At 38.3% G+C, this 25,148-nt stretch carries 15 protein-coding genes and 2 pseudogenes; 8 read left to right on the forward strand and 9 right to left on the reverse strand.

Annotation, left to right across the window (positions count from 1 at the left end; translation table 11 throughout):
- Window positions 1–48 precede the first annotated feature (48 nt).
- From SLS51_RS12465 to SLS51_RS12485, 5 genes and pseudogenes are all read right to left on the reverse strand, one after another.
- Window positions 49–4,443, reverse strand: a complete 4,395-nt coding sequence (locus SLS51_RS12465; protein ID WP_323838866.1) for a Tc toxin subunit A-related protein — start codon at window positions 4,441–4,443, stop codon at window positions 49–51.
- Window positions 4,444–4,616: 173 nt separating this feature from the next.
- Window positions 4,617–7,505: a Tc toxin subunit A gene (locus SLS51_RS12470; protein ID WP_323838868.1), complete on the reverse strand. Its 2,889-nt coding sequence runs from the start codon at window positions 7,503–7,505 to the stop codon at window positions 4,617–4,619.
- 134 nt (window positions 7,506–7,639) lie between these two features.
- Window positions 7,640–9,955: a hypothetical protein gene (locus tag SLS51_RS12475; RefSeq protein ID WP_323838870.1), complete on the reverse strand. Its 2,316-nt coding sequence runs from the start codon at window positions 9,953–9,955 to the stop codon at window positions 7,640–7,642.
- Window positions 9,956–10,411: 456 nt separating this feature from the next.
- Window positions 10,412–10,525 (reverse strand): annotated as a pseudogene (locus SLS51_RS12480) (serine dehydratase); the annotation flags it as partial.
- Window positions 10,526–10,670: 145 nt separating this feature from the next.
- Window positions 10,671–11,297, reverse strand: coding sequence for a TetR/AcrR family transcriptional regulator (locus SLS51_RS12485; protein WP_323838872.1), 627 nt, complete (start codon window positions 11,295–11,297; stop codon window positions 10,671–10,673).
- A gap of 426 nt (window positions 11,298–11,723) precedes the next feature.
- Here SLS51_RS12485 and SLS51_RS12490 point away from each other — a divergent pair.
- Window positions 11,724–11,855: pseudogene (locus SLS51_RS12490) on the forward strand (Tm-1-like ATP-binding domain-containing protein); the annotation flags it as partial.
- Window positions 11,856–12,276: 421 nt separating this feature from the next.
- Here the strand turns inward: SLS51_RS12490 and mtr are convergent.
- From mtr to tnaC, 3 genes are all read right to left on the reverse strand, one after another.
- Complete coding sequence (gene mtr, locus SLS51_RS12495; protein ID WP_323838874.1) at window positions 12,277–13,521, reverse strand: tryptophan permease; 1,245 nt, start codon at window positions 13,519–13,521, stop codon at window positions 12,277–12,279.
- Window positions 13,522–13,633: 112 nt separating this feature from the next.
- Complete coding sequence (tnaA, locus tag SLS51_RS12500) at window positions 13,634–15,031, reverse strand: tryptophanase (protein WP_323838876.1); 1,398 nt, start codon at window positions 15,029–15,031, stop codon at window positions 13,634–13,636.
- 122 nt (window positions 15,032–15,153) lie between these two features.
- Window positions 15,154–15,252: a tryptophanase leader peptide gene (tnaC, locus tag SLS51_RS24130; RefSeq protein WP_181147885.1), complete on the reverse strand. Its 99-nt coding sequence runs from the start codon at window positions 15,250–15,252 to the stop codon at window positions 15,154–15,156.
- Window positions 15,253–15,783: 531 nt separating this feature from the next.
- Here tnaC and SLS51_RS12505 point away from each other — a divergent pair.
- The 7 genes from SLS51_RS12505 to SLS51_RS12535 all read left to right on the forward strand — a co-directional run bounded on the left by SLS51_RS12505 (window position 15,784) and on the right by SLS51_RS12535 (window position 23,773).
- Window positions 15,784–16,215 (forward strand): bleomycin resistance protein, encoded by a 432-nt coding sequence (locus tag SLS51_RS12505; protein WP_323838878.1) that lies wholly within the window; start codon window positions 15,784–15,786, stop codon window positions 16,213–16,215.
- Between the two features lie 468 nt (window positions 16,216–16,683).
- The gene (locus tag SLS51_RS12510; RefSeq protein ID WP_323838880.1) at window positions 16,684–18,024 is read left to right on the forward strand and encodes an MATE family efflux transporter; all 1,341 of its coding nucleotides are present in this window, start codon (window positions 16,684–16,686) and stop codon (window positions 18,022–18,024) included.
- A 1,139-nt stretch (window positions 18,025–19,163) separates the two neighbouring features.
- Window positions 19,164–19,940: a HisA/HisF-related TIM barrel protein gene (locus tag SLS51_RS12515; RefSeq protein WP_323838882.1), complete on the forward strand. Its 777-nt coding sequence runs from the start codon at window positions 19,164–19,166 to the stop codon at window positions 19,938–19,940.
- A gap of 2 nt (window positions 19,941–19,942) precedes the next feature.
- Window positions 19,943–21,124 (forward strand): phosphoribosyltransferase, encoded by a 1,182-nt coding sequence (locus SLS51_RS12520; RefSeq protein WP_323838884.1) that lies wholly within the window; start codon window positions 19,943–19,945, stop codon window positions 21,122–21,124.
- A 23-nt stretch (window positions 21,125–21,147) separates the two neighbouring features.
- On the forward strand, window positions 21,148–21,861 hold the full coding sequence (locus SLS51_RS12525; RefSeq protein ID WP_323838886.1) for an HAD family hydrolase: 714 nt from the start codon (window positions 21,148–21,150) through the stop codon (window positions 21,859–21,861).
- Between the two features lie 207 nt (window positions 21,862–22,068).
- On the forward strand, window positions 22,069–23,328 hold the full coding sequence (locus tag SLS51_RS12530; protein WP_323838888.1) for an adenylosuccinate synthase: 1,260 nt from the start codon (window positions 22,069–22,071) through the stop codon (window positions 23,326–23,328).
- 16 nt (window positions 23,329–23,344) lie between these two features.
- Window positions 23,345–23,773, forward strand: a complete 429-nt coding sequence (locus SLS51_RS12535; protein WP_011145167.1) for an NUDIX domain-containing protein — start codon at window positions 23,345–23,347, stop codon at window positions 23,771–23,773.
- A gap of 101 nt (window positions 23,774–23,874) precedes the next feature.
- Here the strand turns inward: SLS51_RS12535 and SLS51_RS12540 are convergent, their stop codons facing one another.
- A complete protein-coding gene (locus tag SLS51_RS12540; protein WP_323838893.1) occupies window positions 23,875–25,035 on the reverse strand; it encodes a hypothetical protein in 1,161 nt (386 codons plus the stop codon).
- Between the last annotated feature and the right edge of the window lie 113 nt (window positions 25,036–25,148).

Genomic DNA, 25,148 nt, shown 5'->3' on the forward strand with positions numbered 1-25,148 from the left:
CTTGAAATCCATAGGGTATAGATACAAAAACAACAATAAATAAATGTATTATTTAAGTAGTTCTCTTACCTGACCGGCAAATGCCTCACCGCCATCCTTCGCGGTATAACGTACATGCAAAATAATATCTGACAAATTATCCAGAATATCTCGCTGTATACTGTCTGTTGCCGCTGATGGGAAAATGAGTTTCCAGTCAGAAACCGCTCCCGTTCCTTCAAAAGGTAAATAGCGATCATCACCAAAATTAAGATTAAATGTACCGCTATCATTAATACCTGATGAAAGTGCGATTTGTTGGCTGGCTCTCAAATTCGTGACAATTTGTTTATTATCGCCTTCCTTATTTAAAAGTAAATATTTCACACCATTAATATCCGGTGTTTTCAATGTATAACTTTTCGTTTGAGTTAAAGTCGCTTTAATATCCTGATAAGGACCCATTAATGTCGGCAGCGTGACCGATACAGAAGTGATCTGGCGTAAATAATGCCCGGCATAATCTTGATCAAATAATTTTTCATTCAGTATAAATGTAATTCCTTCACCAGTTTTAAGTTCAGATTGAATATCTTGCCATTTTTTCGTACCAGATAATAGATTTTTTAACGAGATCGTTTTAGTTAACTCTAAACGACGTTCATTACGATTCAAATAAGCCGATTCCATTTTCAGTAAATTCAGTTTAATCTTTTCTCCTACCAATAAACCATTATGGTTATCATCCCAACCATTTTGCACAATAAATTGGGTGGCAAAATCCCCCATTTCATATTGCCAGCATGCCTGTGCATTTAAACATAGCGAAAGCACCGCATCGTAAGCCTGACGATATAATGACATCATCTGATCATTCAGCCATTGATAAAGCGAAGATTTCGTTACCCTGGTCACAGTAAAAAACTGATACATATCCTGCTCTTTTTGCAGTTGAGCCTGAGATTGTTGTAATGTTGTATTCGCAGCGGAGATTTGTGCCTCTTGCTGTTCAATCTGTTTTTTCAACATTTCCAGCTCACTTTCCGCCTGTTTATATTGAATTTCCCACTCTTCACGTCGCCGGTTATAACCCGCTTTAATACTCAATGTATCACTCGCCATTTGCATGATTGATGATGCAGTACGTGTAATACCCGCAGAACAAACAAGCGGCATATGCCATCGTTGTCCACCAAATGATGTTCCCGCAATGCTAGGTATCAGCGAGGCGGCACCAGCGGCGGTTAACATTCCTTCTTCAACAGAAGAAATAATTTTTGCCGTACCTTGTAAATTCAGTGCATTGGTTTCATCTGTAGAAATGTTTTCATCATAAAGCGCCTTATAATGATCAATCCGCTGTTGTATTGTCTGCCGACTTTTTAATAATGCCTCTTTCCCTTTTTCAGCAATTGCGACAGCATCTTTCTGCAATGAAATGGTGAAAATAGCTAACTCTTTTAAATGTAATTGATTCAACTCTTCCTGTTCCGCACGATCTTTACGTTCATGCGCACTCAAGAGTAAATCACCAAAATGACTTAATGTATCTACTGCATGATAAACACTGGGTAATAATGCCCGGAAACGATAAGGCGGTATATTCAAAATACCGGTACTACCTGCTGCCAATAATGATCCACCGTTTGCCAGTAAAGCGAGCAAATTTTTTGGATCAACAGGTGTTGCATATAATGGTAACGACAAAGGTTTACCATCTAAAGTTAAATTATGGCGCAAATTATAAAATCTGCTAGATAAAATATCCCAATACCACAGTAAATCATTGTTCAAAGGCACTCTGAATATCGCATTATCCACCGCCGTATGAGCACTGACTTTAGTCGCCGGAAGATCAATTAATATATCAGGATCAATATTACTCTCAAATTCGCGTAATTTATTATTCTTTGAAGAGGTGACATCTGCCAATTCAATCGGTAGCCAATGACTCACTAAATCAAAATCGGGTCTGGGGCCAAGTAATTGCTGTGCTTGAAGATAGCGTAATTTAGCATTATTAAGTCCGTCATTAGTCAGAAAGCGATAAAAACTATCACCAAAATCAATCAAGTTCTGCACATACATTTGAAATATGGCTTTCTTATAATGTACCGGATCTGCATAAGCTATCGCATCTGGATCTTGTAATCCTTTTAATTGTACTGAGCTATCTTGAGAAACCTCTAACAGGCTGCAATTCCAATAGCTTGGACTACCATTAGCCTTATTTTTTACTCCTGGGTTAAAAATATAGTGCAACCAATTTTGGGCATCCTGATATTGTTGTGAAGCATTGAGTTGATACGCAACTAAATAAGGTACATGGAAGAAAAGCTCCCAGAAATAAATACTATTTGCCCCGTTAAGCACAGAATCATTACGTTCATTACTCCCCGGAATAGGCGGCTCTTTAATATGTTGTGCCTCCCAATTCAGGACATCAGCAATAGAATGGTTAGCCCGCGCAATAAGCTCCTTACCAAATAGGGTATTTAATCTGATAGATCGATATTTAAATTGCAATTCAGTAATATCCAGATACTGTGCTTGCGTTTTTTTATCATAGGATAACAGCAAATTAGGATAGGGAGTTTTACTTATTTTAACTTCATAATAGTCATAACCTAAATCCGCATCTTCGCCCTCTTTCTTATAACCTAATTTTAAAAATACACTCGAATCATTACCATTTATTTCATCGAGATCAAGTTTTACAGTAGAAATAATACTCTTTCCATTGAGGAATTGGCGTTCTGAATGTAACAGACTATCGCTCCCCCCGTTAGTATGCCATAAACAGAAATCAGCCTCCCGATAACCTGAATGGTCAATATCCACTTTTGGCGTTCCCTCTCCAGAAGCAACAAGCTTACCACCCGATTTATTAAGTTCGGAACTAAATACTTTAGCTTCTTGTAATCCAGACAGAGGCACTTCCATTTCTTTAGTAAAATGATAAACATTACCTTGTTTTTGTCCCCATTCAGAAAAATTAACATTCAACTCAGGATAACCACTCTGACTAGAATTAAACATAATATAAAAATAGTCACCTGATGCATAACTATTATCATTGATAGTCACCGCGACAGAAACTGTTATTTTTCCATTATTTTCTTTAGCGCCATCAGCGAGTGAAATATTAACCTTTCCTGCTTCACTAGATTTACTTTTAAGATCAATATCACATGCTACAGATCTAATAATCTCTTTCCCAATCGACAAACTATTATTACCACTGAGACGTAGTTTTCTACTACCCATTTCAACAAATAGTGTCATTTTCCCTGTCGCAAGCCCAGGGTAACTTCCTGACTCCAGATAAACAGGTTTATCAACTAATTTATATGCATCCCCAAAATAGGCTGACAACATATTTGATTGTGTCAGATCTTGCGTAGGATTAGATTTCATCTGTTGATAAATATAGAGATCTAATGACTTTTCACCCACCAGAGGCACAGGAACTTCGTTAAATAGTACATTACAGGAGTACGGATAATGTTCTTCTTTTACTGATTTACAAATAGCAGAAATAACTAATACAGGTTCAGCTCGCAAATCCATTAATGCAATGAGTTCAAAACTATCATTAATTTTATTCTTATCACCCGTAAAAGTCCGTAATTTATTTGGCAGACTCCATTCACCATTAAATTTTCGATATATCAAATTAATACTATAATAATTTTCTTCTTTATTATTATCTGCTTCATGTGCCAACCAAACGATATGAAGACGACCATTAATAACGACTGGGCGGATCTTAATCACTTCCCCAGTAGCAGGAATACCAATTTTTTCCCATTCTTGCCAAGCGGTAGGATTAATGACATCTTGCATATTTCGATTAGCCATATTCAGCGAACGCCAATAATATTGGCCTGGCGTAATATTCATCTTACCAACAAAATAATATTCAGCCTGAGCAGGAGCTAATTCTTTAGTCGTATTGATATAGCCACTCATCAACTCTAAATTACTTATTTCTTCAAATTTATTCAAATAATTCAATATGACTTCCTGAACAACCTCATCACTCAATTTACCTTTATTTAAATTATCTTCCAACTCTTTAAAATCACTTGTTTTACTACGACGCAATATAGGGCTAATATAATTCTCTGGATAATTAGACAACTGTTGAAAACCAGCCCAAATATTATATTGGCTTAAAACATTATTCCATGTTTTTACTTTATCTTCATATTGATAATCATACCCTGGTTCCATGTTAAGCATAATGCCATTAATATATTGCTGAACACTGGAAATCGCTTGTGCAACGACACTGGTATTAACCTGACTAGATACCTGATTATCAATAAGTAAATATTGATACAAATCATCCGGCGTTTTTAAATCAGGTACATTAGCTGTTTTTGAAATATGCCCCAAGTAATAACCAACCAATCCATCACGAACACTCTCAGCTAATTTTTTAGCAACAATATTTTTCATATCCTGAACCTCTATTAAAATTTTTTTATTCCACTATGACAGTTATACCCAATGGATTTCAAGATGCATCGCGACGGCAAGGGAGTGAATCCCCGGGAGCATAGCAAACTATGTGACCGGGGTGAGCGAGCGCAGCCAACAAAGAGGCAACTTGAAGGATAACGGGTATATATTTACAGAGTTGCTACCATCGCTGTACCGACCTGTTTATAATCCTCATAAGAGGAATGAGCATTGATATTTATCGTTGCCAATAATGAATGCATGGAAAGTGCCATTTCCTCAGACCAAAATTTAAGTCTCATCATGATATCTATTTCAGCCAATGTTTTTGCTGTATTATCTTCCTTGCCAATAATATGTGAATTAGCTGATAGCACTTCATCACGCTGCCATGACAATAGTTCAGTTAATATTTTCACCATATTAGTTTTATCATTACTTTGATTATTCGTATTAACTAACTCCAAATAACGCAATATTTTATCTTCCGCATTATCTAAAGAAGCAACTAATTTCATCCAATCTCGGTAGCGACTGAAATAATAAATAACCGACAAAGAAAGTTGCGTGTTCTGGCAGCCAAACCATTCAGGATGTTCAGAAAAATGATGCAACATCACAGTACTCAGTCGGAAAGTCTTAATCACTGAAATATATCGCGATAAATCATACATCAGTATCAAATAATCCTGACTGATCATCTCTGGCTGTAAATTTTTCTTATCAAACAGTTCAAATGACTTCAATAAAAAATCATAACTACTTGAGCCGATCCAGTTTAGAATAAATAAAGGAAACGGTTGTGATAGCTGAAATGCATTTGCCAACATACTGGCCGATATTGCATTTTGTGCAGATTGGGCTTGAGTAATAACTGCAGCCCATTGCTCAGTAATAGATACTTTGACTTTATCATTAAGTAATATACTTTTTATTGCTTTATTAATTTCATCAGTAATATTAACATCAGGCTTAACTAAACCATATTTTTGATGAGATACTGCATTTAAAACAGTTTGACGTGGAGTTAACCAATCAATCAAATCACTATTATCATCTAATGCTGGTAAGATATTTGATGATAAACTTTCCAGGGTTAAACTTTCTGAATTACGATGCAATCCCACTTGATTAATAAAGGCCACCTGCGCCGCATTTCCGGTCATAATAACTTCATTAGCCGGTAATAAGAATAATTGCAGAGTACCAACAGATAATTTATTTATTCTCAACCATTCTATGGTTTGCTCCATTGCAATCATAATATCCAAAATATCTGTTTGCCTATTATTTCCTGATTGCGATAAATAAGGCATACCCGTGACCTGCTTTAATACTTTATTTCCACCTATCAACGTTAAAATAACCACACCTTCCTGTGGTGTTAATCCCAAAATTCTCGACAATTGCACAATGCGATAAAATGCAGAAACAACAGGAAGTGAACATGTTAAACTCTTTTCACCTATCGATTCAGCAACTAATGGCGCTAATAGAGAAAAATCCTTCGCTTCAATTTTCAATCCAGCACACAACTTACTAATAATAGTATCATCCTGTTTTGTCTCTGAATAAAACTCACGTTCATCAATCACCAATGGTGCATCAAATAACGAAGATAAATTGAATATCTGATCAAAGAAAGGAATCGCTGTACCCGTCGAGAAAGGCGTAATTTGATATATCAATGCGGCAAAATCATCAGGTGAAATATGATATTTTTTGCTCCAATGATGGAAAATACTTAACATACGCAAGGTATTCTCATTCATCTGTAATTGCTTATTTGCATCCCCTTCTGCCCGCATCGTTGCAGTCACCAATAAATCAATTTTATCTACCGGCAATTTAATCCATTTCCACAACCGTATCATGCGATTTAATCTATCAAAGCGTTCATGATTCACACCTGATAATTTATTTACCACTTGTAGTAAATTATCACTTGAGGCAAACTCACGATACAAATGTAGGAAATCACTCTCTTTTGCATTCGGTCCATTAATAAAAACGGCACCATAACGATAAGGAGCCGCAGCTATACCTAAATTAAGCACATTTTGAGATAATCTCACATTATTTTGCTCTAATGTCCCCCCTTTATTGGTAGATATTCCTTTTATACATAATAATTGCTCAACTTCTGCGACAGAAAGAGTTGTTTGTGCAATAAAAGTCGATAACAATTCAAGTAAGTCTGCACTATTAACACCGTAATTATCCCGATAGAATTGGCTATTAGATGGGTTTAAGGGCTCATTAATTATTTTTTGTTGGTAAATACCTAGCTGATTTGCTAAAGGGGAGAAAAATTCTCCATTAGCAGTATTCAGATTAGATTTAAGAAAATAAGGATAACGCTTATCTGTCTGTTGCATCATTTTCAAACAAAAAAGTTTTCTATTATCAAATGTTAGATTAATTTGGTTTTGTGCATAATCATAAGGAAGTTGAAATGGATAACGTATATTAGCCAAAAGATCATAACTGGATAAATTTGTCTTTCCTTGTTGTTTTAATATAACTTCCAAACGTTGACTTAACATAGTATTAACCAATGACAGTGCTGAAATCTCCTGATTAATACTCACCTCATCCAGCATTAAATGCGCTAAATCAGAGCGTCGCACATCTATTTTAATGGCCTCAGCATCCGAATTGGATTCAATATCCATCGCTAATTTATAAATCTCTGCTAAATAAGCAACCGGTGAATTATTTGCTTCCGGTGCGCCATTTTGGCAATACTGCTGCCAGTTATCCTGAAATAAGGATTGATATTGAGGACCTTCTTTTAATGAAAGCGAAGAATAATTTCTGGCATATGTATTATGATTGTAATGCTGCTGGCGAAATTTACGGGCTATTTGTATAGCATAGCTGTTTGCCATATCATAAATATCTGCTACCTGATGATTTGAATTATACTTCTCTAAAAATAGATGACGGGGTATTCTTATAATATCAAAAATAGATTTATAACCTGACTCCATTATCTTATCGGTAAAGTTATATTTATTACCTATTTTCTTTAGCAACGGGCTGATATCATAATTCATAGAGTCGCCTTTATTTATTGTAAATATATGGATGGGTATTTTATCTAAAAACGATAATAGGATTGAGAACAGAGATGCAATAAAGAATAAGAAGTTTATTGCATCATCTGATAGTTATTAAAAGCAGTTAGTTATCAACTGATTTTCGGCTCAAGTGTAATCAGAGCATATCCCGCACGATTGGGTTTATTCTTATGTGTCACTCTGAGTAAAACAATTTCCGAACGAGTAATATCATTTGGTGCAGTATAAGTTGCAGTATATTTTTCGATGTCATCACCAAACTCATTTTTTATGACTTCTGGTTCACCTACCTTAATATTTCCTCTTGCCGGCATAAGGCTCCATTCACTTGGAGAAGTCAAATCATTACCGACAGAAGAGAACTTTATTACGGCATCGGGTGTTAATAACTCTTGATTATAGCTAGGATCAATCTTGAATTCCGCTATAGTACTTTTACTGATAAGCAAAATATTAACTTTATCTAAATCGCCATTATCAGCAACAGCCGTCACCGTAACCATATTATATCCGGCCGGGAAAGAAGCTGGAGGCGTATATTTGCCATTCGCATCAACAACACCATAGCCAGTACCCGTTTCCACACGCCAATTCACTTTCTTATTGCCATAAACAGTAAAATTGACATTCTTATTAACATCATTTTCATTGATAACAACAAAAGAAGGACTAACCGATACTGAGGAAGGCAACAGAGTGACAACCGCTGAAGCTTTAGCGTTTGTTTTTGAATCTGTCGCAGTAATTGTCACAATTTGGCTATTCCCTTTTATCTTAGCCGGTGCCGTATAATCTCCCGTATTCGCATCAATACTGCCCAATTCTACTGGAGCAATAGACCAATTTACCGTTGCATTGATGTTGGTTGTAAATTTATGCTTAGTTTTCACTGGCATAGTTAATTGAAGATCATTGATTTTAAAAGCAGTTGATGTTGGAGAAATATCACCAAACAGCACCATATCCCCAGGTACATACACTTTATCAAATTCAAGATAATTGCTTTCAGGGAATAAAAGGTGCTCAACTGCAAATAGACTAATGCTATCTAATTCAATCTTTGCAACGTTGGATAAATTATTTTCAACAACATCTTTAACAATTTCCGCTGTTTTATTAATAAACTTTTCTTTAGGGTAAAAGTGTATTCCCCAAACAGGTTCATCTTGTTTGTCATATCTGGTGCTCATTCTATTATTTAATAGAAATTCAATCTTATCATTAGATTTTACATGAGGCGTAATATCTATCGAACCATCAATATAAAAATCAATTTTAGACTTGTACCAACCACCACTTATCGCAGAATCGTTAAGAATACCAACTAGTTGGGTAAAATGATAAGAGTGGCCATTATTATCCTCCCCAGAAAAGACAATTTTTTCTTTGCCTGGTTTAATATGCATTCCTGAATAGGGGATCTTGACGTTCTCTAACCACATATTACTGTTATCATGATATTTCACCGTTCCCGTCCATACTTTATACCCTCCTCCTTCACATTGTACAGGTTCATCGCTCTCAGCATACCCACTTGTTATATTCAAATAGCTAGCTGAGTCATCTTTCTGGCTATCAATCTTGACCAATTCTAAATTTACACCCGTTGGGCTAGGTAATAAATGTTCATATTGCGGCTTAAGAATATTCTCAAAAAGTGTCTTATTACTGATAATTAATACCGCAGAACGATTATCCGGTATCAAATAAGGAAAATTACTTGAGTTAGTTGGTAATACCCCACCGTTAGGATTATAGTTTGTTGCAATAAATAACAACACCGCTCCATGACCATAATTATCAGAACCATATAAATTAGCACCGGGTGCCGGTTGCGTTCTAATTTTAAACATTTTTGGAACCAGTTCAACCGTATTATCCAGCTTCAAAATACCTAACTCATAAGTTACGTCATTATCTTTGAGCCAATTACGGAAAAACTCCTTAACTTCTGCTGGCGCATCGTTGATAACATTGACCTCACCCAAAGTCCCTTTTTTGAACTCAACGACAACTTTTCCATCATTACCAACAGAACCTGTCGCCGCAATCAAGTCTACGGTTATTGCCATATGGTAATCATTATTCGGCGTAATTCTTTGATAATTCTTTACTCTACCATCATCATAAAGCTCTACTATCGTGCCAGAAATAAAGTTTAATTTTACCGTTGCCTGAGAACTCTCAATTGATGAATTTTCAAAGGAAATTAACGGTACTCCCAATATCAAGTTGTCAAATTTTATCTTTTTATTTCCGCTTTCCCAGAAAATAGGTGAAAAATGTGTACCTTCACTTACTTTTCTTACATATTGCTGTTCAAACAGCATATTTATTTTAGTTCTATCATAGGCAGCAACAATATCCCATCCCAGAGTCTTTGTTTTACCGTTAAAATCATCAATAATGCTATTTTCTGTGGTCATATAATCACCTATTTTAGACGTCATAAAAGATTTGTTATTAGAGGAAGCGTATTAGACAATAGCTGCCACCATCATATTAATTCAATAATATACCCGTTATCTTTCAAGTTGCCTTGCCGTCGCGATGCATCTTGAAATCCATAAGGTATATGAAAGTAATCACTAGAATAATTTATATTCGTGCTCTATTGCCAACTTAGACATAAGTTGAATTAAAAATATACATTATTCAATTTACCCTAATAGATTAACAATCAATTAGGATATATATGATAAGCATAACATATATTAATGAAATTATAATACAGTGAAACATTAACAAAAAACATGTAACAGCTAATATATAATATTAGCCATATAATTAATATTCAAATACAAAAAGCAATAATTACACTGTAAAAAATAGATTATAATTTCTGCGGATATCAAGAGCCCCTTCTACGTGACTTATTACGTCTAAGGTTGTTTTGCCAGCAACGAACAGTAACGTTCGATATCCACATTACCGCCACTGACAATAATCCCTACCCTCTGGCCTCGCAATGGCTCACACATTTTGCGGGCAGCAGCAACGACATCATCATAAACAGGAATATTTTTCATAGGAATAACCACAAGTTATATAAAATATCAGACAAAATATTCACACCAGAAAAATTCGTCAATAGTAAAGGTTGTGACTAAATTGACTTACCACAATACCTATAAACAATACCTATAATTCAGAATCTCTGTACGCTTGATTAATTATTGCTTTTGCCATCCATTTGGTGATCTCAATAATTTCCGCATTATCCATCTGCCAGATATCTTTCATCACCAGAAAGACCTCGGAGCCATAAATTAGGGAAAAAGACCGAATGACATTTTCCAAAGTATCCGGCGGAAAATGCCCTTTTAATGGTTCAACAACCATTGCCAGGATATCTTTACGATGCCCACGTACCAGTTTCTTTTCCTGCTTACCCTCAGATAAACATCCCTGAGACCATTGTTGCAAGGAAACTAACAGAGCAGCTCGCAATGCTCCTTCGTATTGAAACATTCGGGGATAAGCAAAATCCAACAACTCAGTAATCCGCTCTTCGGTCTTTTCACTAGCAGGCTTCCAGGTGAGGATCGGCCCAAGGCTGGCGCCAACAATCGCATCAATTAAATCACTTTGTGTCGGAAAATAGCGATATGCCGTTGCCCTGGAAACACCAGCATGCATTGCCAATTCAGAAACCGAAGGTATCGCCCCCTGTTCAAAAAGCTCCAATGCCGCATTGATTAGCAATGTATAAGTTTTTTTCCGAGTACCAGTAAAATGAGTTTTCGTCTTCGAATCTATCATTGCCATGACTCTTCACAATAAAAATCGCTACATACCCGTCATCTTTCAAGTTGCTTCTTTGTTGGCTGCACTCACTCACCCCGGTCACAGAGTTATCTATGCTCCCGGGGATTCGCTCCCTTGTCGTCGCGATGCATCTTGAAATCCATAGGGTATATTAACACTTATGGTTAAAATATTTTTTCGCTATCATCACTCTACTCAACCATCTACAAAACGACCAAATTGATTCATTTTATTTATATATAAAATGAGATGACTGTCTCAATTTGGTAACACAACAGTGATACTTGAGTCTCATCTTGACTATAATCTGTCCATGAATGAGTAGTCAGCACTAGGGAAGTATTCATAATTATAATGAAAAAAAGTCAAGGCTATGTTTATATCGCTACTATTTTTGATACCAAGCGCGCAGAAATTTTCTACGTCAGGGATCTGATCAAAAATGCGGCCAACCAAATTGCAGGGGCAGTCTATTTTCATGAAGAGAACACTATTGAAGATAAACCGGCTATCGGCCTGACAATGTTTGGCGTGACGACCCCTTGTATACAATTATTAAAAGCCCTCATCATGTGAATTCACCTGATTTTTGCCAACAAGTGATTAGCGAATACCGGCAAATGGTGGCTTAGCGCCAGCGGTAATACTGTTGCAAAAACAACACTGACACTGAAAGATTATATACAACTAATTAATGACTAGGCAAAAAGTTGCCAAAAGAGGGCATTCTAATGCTATTGTTCTATCAGGGATGAATTTACGACATGTCTGTCAGGACGTTGTACTAAAATAAATTAAAGCAGTTAACTATTCGTGTTCTAAAGGGAAGCCATAAGAACTTCCTGTTAATAACCTTGCTATAAGATGTTAGGAGTTAACAAACTAAATTAACACATAAAAATACCGGCTTTGTTCTCTCCCTTTCGGAGCTTATTTCCGTCAACACCAGGCTCCTGCGGCCCCCACCGCAGGAGTTTTTTTATGAATAAACAGGCAGCAGGTTAAAATTTGATAAGATATGGGCAGCAGCATTTAGTGCGCCAAATAGCAAAATCAAGCCGATCATCACATTACCTCCCCAAACTCGATACATAGGGCTACCAAATCGTTTACGGGATGCTCTGGCAAGTAACGCGGGAACGATAGCAGCCCAAACTGTTGCAGCAAGGCCAGCAAAACCTATCGCATGAATAAAACCATTCGGATAAATCATTCCACCAACCATTGGCGGAAGAAACGTCACTAATGCCGTTTTAAAGCGCCCCAGTTTGGTATCATCAAATTTAAGCAGATCAGCCAAGTAATCGAACAACCCAAGCGTGACACCCAAGAATGAGCTGGCAACCGCAAAGTTAGAAAAGAGAGTCAATAATAAGCCCAGAGCAGAACTGTTCAATCCTCCGCTTAATGATTGAACCAAAACATCAATATTGCCCCCCTTTGCTATGATTTCGACAAAATCAGGTCGGGAAATATTTCCCATTGTTCCAACCAACCAGATCAAATAAAGCACCAAGGCCATTGATGTCCCAATAAACAGGCATCTCTTTATTTTCTCTGGTTCTTTTCCATAATATTTCATCAGGCTAGGAACATTACCGTGATATCCAAAGGAGGCCAGACAAAAGGGTAAAGTCATTAATACATAAGGCCAGTAAGTTGGGTTAACTTCAGTTGTATTAAACAATACCGCTGGTTTAACATTATAAACCAAACCGCCGAACGTCATAAAGAAAGTTAATATCTTAGCACCAAGAATAATCGACGTCATCCGGCTAACAGTTTTAGTACTTAACCAGACAATAAATGCAACAACAAGAGCAAATAAAAAACCAGCAAACCCAGATGAAAAATCTATCGATACTTCTCGCATAGCATGTTGAATAATCGAACCGCTCGCGGAAATATAAGCGTAAGTCAGTATATATAAAACAAAAGCAAGGGTAATACCATTAATGATATTCCAACCATTGCCCAACAGATCTTTTGTTATAGTACTGAAACTTGAGCCAATTCGATAATTAAGATTGGCTTCCAATATCATTAATCCTGAATGCAACATGCAAAACCAGGTAAAAATCAAAGTGGCAATTGACCAGTAAAACCATGCTCCTGACATGACAACCGGTAAAGAAAACATGCCCGCACCAATAATCGTTCCACCAATGATCATGGCGCCGCCAAATAAAGATGGAGACGATTTTTTTATCGGCAAAGTAGCCATATGCATTACCCTAGCGTGGCTTTATATATACCCGTTATCTTTCAATCCATTGGGTATAGTAAGCAGTAAAATTAGGGATGCTCTTAAACAAGGAGCATCCCAATATTTATTATTAAATTGGTTTTAATTTTGCAACGAAATGCCGTAATACGGATGGCTCATAAGTAAACGTTAATCCTTTAATCTGAGGAATTCGCTCCTTCAAGGAAATAAAGGCTTCTACAATATAATCCATATGATCATTAGTATAGACGCGACGAGGAATAGTTAATCGCAAAAGTTCCATTGGTGATGGTTTCTGTTTTCCGGTTTTTGGATCACGACCTAATAACAAAGAACCAATTTCCACACTTCTTATTCCCGCCTCCAGATATAATTCATTATTCAGTGCATGAGCGGGGAATTGCTCCCCTGGAATATGTGGTAATAATAATTTAGCATCAACAAATACCGCATGACCACCGGTTGGATATTGAATAGGAATACCTGCCTCTCTTAATCTATTACCTAAATAAGCCACCTGATTAATACGATATGCCAGATAATCCTCATTCATCCCCTCTTCAAGGCCAATTGCCAATGCCGCCATATCGCGTCCGGCAAGCCCCCCATAAGTCACAAACCCTTCCATTGGCACACAGCGGATACGCACTTCATTAAAGAGATCTTCATCATCACGGAAACAACAAAGACCACCAATATTGACCAAGGGGTCTTTTTTAGCTGACATGGTTAACATATCACCATATTGATACATCTCCTTGACGATCTGCTTAACGGATTTATTTTCATAACCCTTTTCTCTTTGCTTAATAAACCAAGCATTTTCACAGAAACGGGCTGAATCAATCACCACAGGAATATCATGTTGCTTTGCAATCTCATACACGGCTTTCATATTAGCGAGAGAGATGGGCTGACCACCGGAACTATTACAGGTAACGGTTGTAATAATCGCGACAACATTATCAGCGCCATATTCTGCTATCGTTTTTTCCAATTCATCAATATCAAAATCGCCTTTCCAATCATAATAGGTGGTTGTATCAAAGGCTTTTGACGTAACAACATTAATCGCTTTCGCGCCATTTAATTCAACATGAGCCGCTGTCGTATCAAAATGGAAATTAGAAATAAAGACCGGATGCGTTGCACCACCTTGCGCTTTTTTACGAGCAATTAATGTCGGAAATAAAATCTGTTCTGCTCCACGCCCTTGATGGGTTGGAATAGTATATTGGTAGCCAATTAATTCATTGACTTTATCACATAGATGATAATAGTTACGGGAACCTGCATAAGCTTCATCCCCCATCATCATCCCCGCCCACTGGCGATCACTCATTGCTCCAGTGCCAGAATCTGTCAGCAAATCAATATAAACCGCGTCACTGGGTAATAGGAATGGATTATATCCAGCTTCTTCTAATGCTTTTTCACGTTCGGCACGAGTAGTCATGCGAATATTTTCTACCATTTTAATACGGAAAGGTTCTGGAATACGTTTCATATATATTTTTATCCAATAATTAGCTATACCGCATAATTCAGACAAATTTCCAAAAACAGCCAGAAATACGCCAAAATAAATGTAGTGATTACAAGATTTAATTTTAAATATAACCAGAACAGTTAATCAGGGAAAAAATGAGAAATACGGTGATCGACATTAAACCATGCCTGCATATTACAAGAACAGATAAAATAATAACGTAAAAATATAGAAATCATAAAATTAACTTATTCCCTGATTAAAATCAGCCATTAAGATATAGATAATATTTAAATTATCCGTGACCAATTCCACAAAAATAGAAAACATCAGAAATATAATTTTATATATAGATTCAACTTAATGAATCAGATAAATTATCAAGAGAGATAGATAATAGATTTAATAAAAAAATATAACAATGCAATTAACCACATCAATTAAATATACCCTATGGATTTCAAGATGCATCGCGACGGCAAGGGAGTGAATCCCCGGGAGCATAGCAAACTATGTGACCGGGGTGAGCAAGTGCAGCCAACAAAGAGGCAACTTGAAGGATAACGGGTATAAATTACTAACACAGAAACCCCACCATAGGCGGTTAAAAAAACCAAGTTAAATAACGTAAAAATTAATAGAATTATTCACCAGATCTTTACAGGAATAAAAAATAGCTTTATTAGACTTGTTACTATTTAATTCATTAGACTATAATACTTTTATTCTGGATAAAATATGGAACAGATAAAATATGGAACAGATAAAATATGGAACAACATAAACCCTATTGGAATCGTATGGTTCCAGAACTTACGGTTACTGATTTTTCTCTATCTCTGGATTTCTATCAACGAATTCTCGGCTTCCAGTTGCTTATTCGACGAGGTAATCCAGATTTTGCATACTTAGCACTTGGTGAAGCACAACTCATGCTTGAAGCGTTACATGATGATGGCTGGAACACAGCCTCATTAAATTATCCTCTTGGGAGGGGGGTGAATTTTCAGATTGAAGTTGATGATTTAACACCTTTACTGCACAACTTAAAAGTTAATAACATCAAACTATACCGAGAAGTTAAAGATAATCACTACCGTATTGATGAAGTCATTGCATGCCAACGAGAATTTCTTGTGCAAGATCCTGACGGCTATCTGCTACGTTTCAGCCAATTCATAGAAAATATAATGGTGTATTAACTTAATAAAATCATACATAACATTTAAATAAAATTATCTAATGATTCATTAAGTATATAGGACATCAATTAATTGATAAAGTTGGTATCGAATAAATATCCATAACACATTAAAATAATTATATTAAATATTTTTAAAATTTGGCGTTTAAATTTTTTATCAATTCAGATAATCATTTAAGTATCTTAATTATTTACAATTAAATTTATCAATTCTTCTAACATATCCGACAAATAGCAATGCTAATATTTGCTGCCAATCATCTCCCTTATGATGCTCATTGATCGTTATTTGCTTGGTACCACAAGGCATTGTTCAAGCAGAAAAAACCCCATCACAGAATTCATCTTTTTATATCTCATCTCTGTTAACGGATAAATAAACCATGTACAATGCCTGAATATTTTCTGAATATGCGGCATCTCAAGCAATAATTCATTTACCTTTTTCAATAAGCAGGTTTTTCAAATGCATCAAACTGATGTTACTGAGCGCTCGCTCTTTTCGTTAAGCTGGCCGATTTTTATTGATATTCTTCTCCATCTGGCCACTTTATTAATTAATACTTATATGGTGAGCCATGTTTCTACTTCTTATCTGGCTGCTATGGCTGTAGGTAATCAGGTATTTGATCTGTTTATCACTATCTTCAACTTTATCAGTGTTGGTTGCAGTGTCGTTATTGCTCAATATATTGGTGCAGGCAAACGGGATAAAGCCAGCCAGTCGATCCATATTTCTATTGCATTCAACTTTTTGCTTGGGTTTAGCTGTGCACTGATTACCATCTTCTTCGGCTATAAGATCTTGTATATCATGAATATGCCGGAACATCTGATGGAAGATGGTTTTAACTATCTGCACATTCTGGGTATCTGTCTTATCCCCGAAGCTATTTCGATTATTCTGGCTGCTTGTTTACGGGTTTATGGGAAATCAAAACCGGCAATGTATGTTACTTTGATTGCTAACGTGCTGACAGTGCTAGGTAATATGATCGTCCTGTATGGTTTCTTCGGATTACCTAAATATGGTCTGGAAGGTGTCGCCTGGTCTACAGTCTTTGGCCGGATTGTTGCCGTGATCCTATTATTCTGTCTGCTCAGTTATGGCCTGCGGATCAAATTTACACTGGCAGGTTTCCTACGCTGGTCACAAGGTATGTTGGGCAAAATCTTATATATCGGTTTACCCGCTGCGGGTGAAAACGTAGTGTGGATACTGCAATATATGGCAGCCATAGCATTCATTGGACTGATGGGTGAAATTCCACTGGCAGCACAAACACTCTATTTCCAGCTATCACTGTTTGTGATGTTATTTGGCATTGCCACCAGCATTGGTAACGAAATTATGGTTGGTCATCTGGTCGGTGCAAAGCGGTTTGAAGATGCTTATATTCGTGGCATTAATAGTCTGAAAATCGGCTGTATCGTCACTATTGGCGTGGTCACTGCTTTCTGGCTGTTGAGAATGCCGATTCTGCATTTTCTGACGCAAGATGAAGCCATTATCAAACTGTTGTTACCACTATTCTTGCTCTCCGTTTTTCTGGAGCCAATCCGTACCGCAAATATTGTTATGGTGAACGCATTGCGTGCTTCCGGTGATGCTCGTTTCCCGCTATATGCAGCCATATTCTTTATGTGGTGTATTGCTATTCCAGTGGCGTACTTTTTAGGGATCAAAATGGAAATGGGCATTTTAGGTATCTGGATCGGTTTCTTCTGTGACGAATGGTTACGTGGGCTCACTAATATCTGGCGTTGGAAATCTAAAAAATGGCAAACTAAGCGACTCGATATTTGAATGATTAAAATATACCCATTATCTTTCAAGTTGCCTCTTTGCTAGCTACATTCGCTCACCCCGGTCACATAGTTCGCTATGCTCCCGGGGATTCGCTCCCTTGCCGCCGCAATGCATCTTGAAATCCATAGGGTATAACTGTTCAGCCAGTCGCCTTAAAGTAGTTTCTTCCCGTTAAACTCCCGCAACAAGAGGTACCCAATAAGTGCCTCTTGTTAATTTAAAGTCATAAATAAGCACTATTGCCAACATCCAAAATAGTCAGTCATTAAAGGAAGTCAATTCTCAACGGTTTCTCAGAAGCTGATTGATGCTATTATTGAATAATAACCTCAGGTTAATAAGCGAAATTCTACATTTTAAACGTTGAAATCAATATCATTATAAATATACAGCCATATAGAATCACCAATGAAATTATATTTACCAAAAATAAAATATTTTAACCCCCCTTATGCAACATGTTTATATACAATATAAAAAACAATTCCACGGAATGAATAGAATGTAGTTACATATTAATCATCGTTACTATTTTAAATTCTCGGTAATTATATCCCCCTTATGATTAAAATTAACCACCCTAATAAAAACAATTATTAATCACGTTTATTTGAGATAAGTTAGAGTATATTTAATAAATTACATAAAAAAAAGAATTATATTATTTAAAATAATTAAAATATTAGATGAATAACACGAAATTTTCCCTATAAAAATTAGAGAAATTCATTTGCTATATATTTAAACTGAATCTCTTTTTACCGCCTTACAAATTAACTCCTCTTAAGTAAATATAAGATTAATTGGCTGAACGAAGTTATCCAAATTGTTATATTCAGCGAATAACCTTATTGAGAAATTTTTTCTTTCCACTATTATAAATTGATGAACGGTTATTAAGCTCATTAAGTTAACCTTCCTATTATTGGGCATATTTATTGCGTTACAACTTGTAATTTCATTAATCACAAAACGTTATTAATTTATAAATATACCTTATAGATTTCAAGATGCATCGCGACGGCAAGGGAGCGAATCCCCGGGAGCATAGCAAACTATGTGACCGGGGTGAGTGAGTGCAGCCAACAAAGAGGCAACTTGAAAGATGACGGGTATAATTAATTAGGATGCATTTAATGATAAGTAAGGAAACATTCGAGATATTTCCCTCTGTGGATATTGTTGACGGAATAGCAATGACATCGAATTCCGCAATTCGATTAACCCGAGGTGAAAATCCAACATTACGGAGACCTTTAGGGACCCCGGCAGAAGTCGCACTAGCCTGGCAAAATGCCGGAGCAAAATGGATTCATGTTGTTGATCTTGATGCTGCGTCAGGACGTGGCTCAAACAGCCATCTTATTGCCGATGTCCTGGCTGCGGTCGATATTAACGTACAGGTCTGTGGTGGAATCAGAGATGAAACCATCTTGCGCAAAGTATTAGCAACGGGATGCCAGCGCGTTAATTTAGGGACCGCAGCATTAGAAAATCCAGATTGGTGTGCCCGAGCCATTGCAGAATATGGCGATAAGATCGCCATTGCTCTGGATGTAAAAAGCACATCGGAAGGTTACCAATTGGCAACGCATGGATGGAATGTCAGCAAAGGTCATCTCTGGGATCTCCTTGAGCGCCTCGACAAACAGGGTTGCCAACGCTACGTCGTAACCGATGTTGAGCGGGGAGGCATGATGAGTTCGCCAAATTTCACGCTATTACAGGAAGTCTGCGCGAAAACGTCATCCCCCGTCATTGCCGGCGGCGGCATATCGAGCCTGGATGATCTCCGCGCTTTAGCCGATTTGTCCACTATCGGTGTCGAAGGCGCCATTCTTGGTCAAGCGCTACATATTGGTAAGGTTCCTCTTGAGGATGCCCTTGCTGCAACACAATCACCGAGACGTTGAATATGTCTAAATCTTTATCTCCTGCATTGGATCTTCGCTCTATTGGTTTACTGGGCGAATTGCGTGGCATACCGGAAACAGACTATTTAACTCAAGAAGTAATGGCGCTGCCTGGTTTACTCACAGAGAAGCCAGCATTCGTCGGATCTCGTGGTACCGCCTATTACGAACAAAAATCTTGTCACGAACTACTGATGATGGCGAAATATTACACAGAATACATCTCTCAACTTGAGTGTAACGACAAGCTGTGTACTGCCCCATCAAAATATATATTGGCCGATCATAGTTTGGCAAAATTGCTCAGAATCGTTGATAGTTTATTAAATGCACCGCAAATTGTTAACGAAGATATTGTGCCATTCATCGATGGAATCAAGGAGTACGCTAAGGTCGTCAGTTCAACGCTGACGGGAACACCATTTACTTTTTCACCCTCGCCGATCCATGACCTGAAATTGCCGTTGTCTACGGAACACCAAGTGCCCAGACCATTTATTGAAGGGGACAATCATCTGTTAACTTTGGCCGCCGCCCAAATTGACATATGCTCCAACTCCTCCGTTGTTGGCATCATGTTAGGAGGATCAGCGGCAGCGGCAGTCACCGCCGCAGCATGGGATAGTGAACTCAATTTAGTAAAAGTTTCACGTTACGATGATACGTCTCGCAAGAGCAATCATCTCTGGGGGCGCAAAATTCCATCCGGGCGAACCGTGACAATTATTGATGATAATTGCGGAACAGGAGATACCTTACGTCAGGCAATCGATCTGGTCATGGCCCAAACCGGACAACGCCCAAAGGCCCGTGCCGTCGAACTACATTGGGAAAAATTATTACGTACTCGCGTTTATGGGCATGCTGATCGTGTATTCAATCCTGAAACCTTAGATGTCTTGACGCCTTGGTGTTTCAGACATCATCAGGTCCTGAATCGTTTAGTTAATCAGCCTTTCGCTGATGATAAATATGCTCATACAACCACGGCGGATTGGGTTGCTTATTCATACAGTTTATTGTCTGTGCTTCATGACACCCTGACAGATTCAACATGGGCAGCCAAATTATTGCATTTTTTATTAAATCTAAAAGCACAAACATCACTGAATTATGAACAGCCAATTGATGCATTTAAGGCCCTTGCATATCAATGTCCTGAATGTTCAGCGCGCAAAAGTTAATTTGGAAAAGGGGGGAGTTAATTATGACAACAGCACATATTATTTGGGATTGGAATGGTACATTACTTAATGATGTCAATGTTTCATTGAGTGCAACCAATTTCGCATTGGCAGAAATTGGTATTGACCCTCTAACGCTGGAGCAATATCGGGAATATTATTGTGTTCCCGTACAAACTTTCTATAAACAAGTCATTGGACGTGAACCTTCATCTTCTGAATGGTCAGTGATCGGAAAAACATTTAATTTTCACTATCGGCCAGGTATTCAGAAAGCCAGTTTAACGGAAGGTGTGAGCCAACTCCTCGCTTCCCGCTATGAAACAGGTGCAACCCAATCATTATGTTCACTGATGGAGCATAATGAATTAGTCCCTATGCTTGATAATCATGGTATTGGCAAATTCTTTAACCAAATAGATGGTAGAAATACGCCATTATTGACAACCGGCAAATCAGAGCAGTTAGCTAACCATCTCAAAAAACTCAATGTTGCTCCCGAGCAAAGTGTGGTTATTGGAGACGCTACTGATGACGCAATTGCCGCATTAGCAGCAGGCACTCATGCCATTCTTTATACCGGAGGCACCCACAGCCGTGTCAGTCTTGAAACCGCGGGTGTTCCTATTGTTGATACATTAAGTGAAGCGCTATTAATAGCAGATTCTTTGGTTCATATACCCTATGGATTTCAAGATGCATCGCGACGGCAAGGGAGCAAATCCCCGGGAGCATAGATAACTATGTGACCGGGGTGAGCGAGTGCAGCCAACAAAGAGGCAACTTGAAAGATAACGGGTATATAACAGTATACGAATAGATAGTTAGCACATTAGCTTTAAAAGATTTTAAAACAGATTATTCATTTTAAAAATCATCATCCAACATGATGATTTAGTTATTATTTTTTGGAATAAGCAAATAAGTAATTAAGGAATAGATTCATGTTAACGGCTATAGTTGGACTCCAATTTGGAGATGAAGGTAAAGGAAAATTTGTTGATTATTTGTCTGGCAACATCAATAACATTGCTCGATTTAATGGCGGCGCTAATGCAGGTCATTGTGTACAACATGGCAATCTAAGAGGCTCATTTTCCCAATTACCGGCCTCACTCAACAAAAAGAATTTATATATCTGCCAAGGCGCTTTAGTCAGTCTTCCCATTCTGGTTAAAGAGATCGACTTTATACAAAAAGAAAAAATTGATTCTAATATATTTATCGATCCACGATGCCATATCGTCTTACCAATACACTCTGAGTTAAATCGAGCGTCAGAAAAATATAAAGGTAAGCAGAAGATAGGTTCAGTTGGTGTTGGTGTCGGGGCCTGTGTTGAAGACAAAGCCAATCGTCATGGCATTCGTCTTATTGATACCCTTGATAAAGAAAAATTAAGAAGTAAATTAGAGTTTCTTTGGGGTATCAGGGAAAAGCAGATCAACCATGTTTTTAATGCACAAGCTTCATTAGATTTTGAAGAGATGTTAGAAACAACACATCAATATGGCAAGAGGATAAAACCCTATTTCACGTTCACTAATGACATTATCGGTGATTTACTTAATTCGGGAGAAGGTGTTTTACTTGAAACATCACAAGCTACTTTCTTAGATAATAGTTTTGGTACTTATCCTTATACCGTGGCATATCAGACATTAGTGCAAACCTGCTTTGCGATGATAGGTATACCGGCACAGAAAATGCATATTGTCGGTGTGATGAAATCCTATATGATCCGTGTCGGCAACGGGCCATTCCCCACCGAATTATCGACAGAACAGGCTGATTATATTCGAGAACGTGGGAATGAATATGGCACCGTTTCAAAAAGGCCAAGGCGTTGTGGCTGGCTGGACTTATCCCTGATTAAACATGCGGTGAAACTCAATGGTGTAACAGAACTCGCCATAACGAATGTTGATGTTCTTGCTGGTTTACATGAAATAAAAGCCGCTATTGCCTATGAAATTGATGATAAACTCGTCTGTTGCGATGATGCATTATTGCAGCTCGATAGAGCCAAACCTATTTATAAGACATTTAAATCTTGGAGCGCACTTAATTCATCCTATACAGATTTAACGGAGTTACCTATTGAGCTAATTGACTTCTTATCTTTTATTCAAGACTATGCTGGTGTCCCAATTAAGTATATTTCATATGGACCAGACAGGAATCAGACATTAGTAGTGAAATAAAAGCGTGGAGAAAATAATGATTAACTATGTAACAGGGTTTATGTTTTCTAAAGATAAAAAACATGTCTCCCTCATTTCAAAATTACAACCCAGTTGGCAAAAAGGGAAGCTCAATGGGATTGGTGGAAAAATAGAAGCGGGAGAAAGCCCCCAACAGGCAATGGCAAGGGAGTTTGCAGAAGAAGCTGGCATTGAAACACGTCCTGAAGAGTGGCGACTATTTACCGTCTTAACTCGTCCTGACGTTTATCAGGTAAATTTTCTCTATATGTATGATGATCGTGTCTATTCTGTCAATTCTATTGAAAAAGAGATCGTTAATATCTATGAAGCAAATTCATTACCCGATAATGTGATCTATAATTTACGTTGGTTGATCCCTATGGCGGCCGATGAGCATTTACGCTTCGATAAAGAAATAGAAATAACAGAAATGCGAGGTTAGATACGGTATATACCCTATGGATTTCAAGATGCATCGCGGCGGCAAGGGAGCGAAAAAGCTGGTTTATGCAGCGCCGGTAGGCGCTGCAACGATAACAATAACTAAGCAGATGGGTCGACGAAGTTAACATCCGACCACACGGAAATGACCGCGACGGCTCTGGCTAGCCCTCCGGCGCCGTCAGTCTTCAACAGAACCGGTACCACAGACAGTTGCGTTGAAGCGGTATAACTGTCGTCCCCGAGCTTAACATATCTCGCTTCCGCCCCTGTACCTCTGTGCCCGGTACTGAGTGATAAGGGTTTATTGGCAAAATCGAAGAACGCGAAGGCGACCTGATCTATTGACGAGGCCAGCGCATGCGGTTTGCCCGGCACGAAGGGGCCATCGATCCGGTAGAGCAGGCGTGAATTTTGAAATACCTCGTCATCACCGGAACAGGTGCTGTTTATCCCGATCTGTCTGGCCGACGCCAGTGTCTCTCCCGCCTGTTTACCGGCTCTTTTCACCGTTCCCCAATCCACCGATGACGGAGTAAGCACTACTGCACAGGTGGACGGCTTTTTGACCGGTGAAAGGATAACCGTGGTCCACAGGGGGTTCGGTATGCTGCTGGAACCCGATACGGCCGTTGAAGCCCAGCCGATAGAGCCCACAGACAAATAACTTCCACCGGGTTTTGCATTGAAATTCCCGTCATGGTCCGGGTAAATGGCTCCGGTCACTGAGCGAACACTGATATCAACCAGACCGTTGGCATCCGGGACGCAGGGAAGGTTAACGCCAGCATTTCCTTTGACCAGACTGGCTGATTGATAAGTATTGGGTGAACCATGCGTCTGGCAAGAGAGTGACGATTGCCCGATATCAACCATAAAGTCGCCAGCCTTTCCTACCCGGACGCTACCCGGTGACGACGAAGAGATCAATGAGTCGGTCCCCGATCCTACGGTGTAGGCCATCAACTGGGTCCCGGTGGGGACGCGACAGGTTGTCGACCAGTCAAGCGGGCCACTGGTGGTATAACCCACGATTTCATCCCGTGAATAATCACGCTTATCTTTGTTGTTCGGCATCATGGCATAGCCGGTGACGGTAACATTGCTCACCTTATTCACCAGTTCAGTCCCGCAGTCCTGATAAGTCTCAGCCGCCTGGAGGGGTAATGCGGTCAATAAAAAGAGCAGTGACGCCCCCAGCCCCATGATGGTTGGGACGGGGTTTTCTGCATCACCGCCCCACAAACGTTCAGTGTTTAACATCTTTCTCTCTCCAAATTACTCATCTGTTCACCTCGCTCTTTCACGGTTGGGGCTAACCTTGCTTTGGGGGTGCCCCGGACGTCAAAGCGAGACTGGCGATATCTCATCGGGCA

It is taken from the genome of Photorhabdus africana (assembly GCF_035181445.1).
Classification (GTDB): Bacteria; Pseudomonadota; Gammaproteobacteria; order Enterobacterales; family Enterobacteriaceae; genus Photorhabdus; species Photorhabdus laumondii.

Bases quoted from the DNA above. Each gene is read 5' to 3' on its own strand.
- SLS51_RS12465 (WP_323838866.1), bottom strand. From the start codon at position 4,443: ATGAAAAATATTGTTGCTAAAAAATTAGCTGAGAGTGTTCGTGATGGA.
- SLS51_RS12510 (WP_323838880.1), top strand. From the start codon at position 16,684: ATGCATCAAACTGATGTTACTGAGCGCTCGCTCTTTTCGTTAAGCTGG.
- mtr (WP_323838874.1), bottom strand. From the start codon at position 13,521: ATGGCTACTTTGCCGATAAAAAAATCGTCTCCATCTTTATTTGGCGGC.
- SLS51_RS12520 (WP_323838884.1), top strand. From the start codon at position 19,943: ATGTCTAAATCTTTATCTCCTGCATTGGATCTTCGCTCTATTGGTTTA.
- SLS51_RS12505 (WP_323838878.1), top strand. From the start codon at position 15,784: ATGGAACAACATAAACCCTATTGGAATCGTATGGTTCCAGAACTTACG.
- SLS51_RS12530 (WP_323838888.1), top strand. From the start codon at position 22,069: ATGTTAACGGCTATAGTTGGACTCCAATTTGGAGATGAAGGTAAAGGA.
- SLS51_RS12470 (WP_323838868.1), bottom strand. From the start codon at position 7,505: ATGAATTATGATATCAGCCCGTTGCTAAAGAAAATAGGTAATAAATAT.
- SLS51_RS12535 (WP_011145167.1), top strand. From the start codon at position 23,345: ATGATTAACTATGTAACAGGGTTTATGTTTTCTAAAGATAAAAAACAT.
- SLS51_RS12475 (WP_323838870.1), bottom strand. From the start codon at position 9,955: ATGACCACAGAAAATAGCATTATTGATGATTTTAACGGTAAAACAAAG.
- tnaC (WP_181147885.1), bottom strand. From the start codon at position 15,252: ATGATTTCTATATTTTTACGTTATTATTTTATCTGTTCTTGTAATATG.
- SLS51_RS12485 (WP_323838872.1), bottom strand. From the start codon at position 11,297: ATGGCAATGATAGATTCGAAGACGAAAACTCATTTTACTGGTACTCGG.
- SLS51_RS12525 (WP_323838886.1), top strand. From the start codon at position 21,148: ATGACAACAGCACATATTATTTGGGATTGGAATGGTACATTACTTAAT.
- SLS51_RS12540 (WP_323838893.1), bottom strand. From the start codon at position 25,035: ATGTTAAACACTGAACGTTTGTGGGGCGGTGATGCAGAAAACCCCGTC.
- tnaA (WP_323838876.1), bottom strand. From the start codon at position 15,031: ATGAAACGTATTCCAGAACCTTTCCGTATTAAAATGGTAGAAAATATT.
- SLS51_RS12515 (WP_323838882.1), top strand. From the start codon at position 19,164: ATGATAAGTAAGGAAACATTCGAGATATTTCCCTCTGTGGATATTGTT.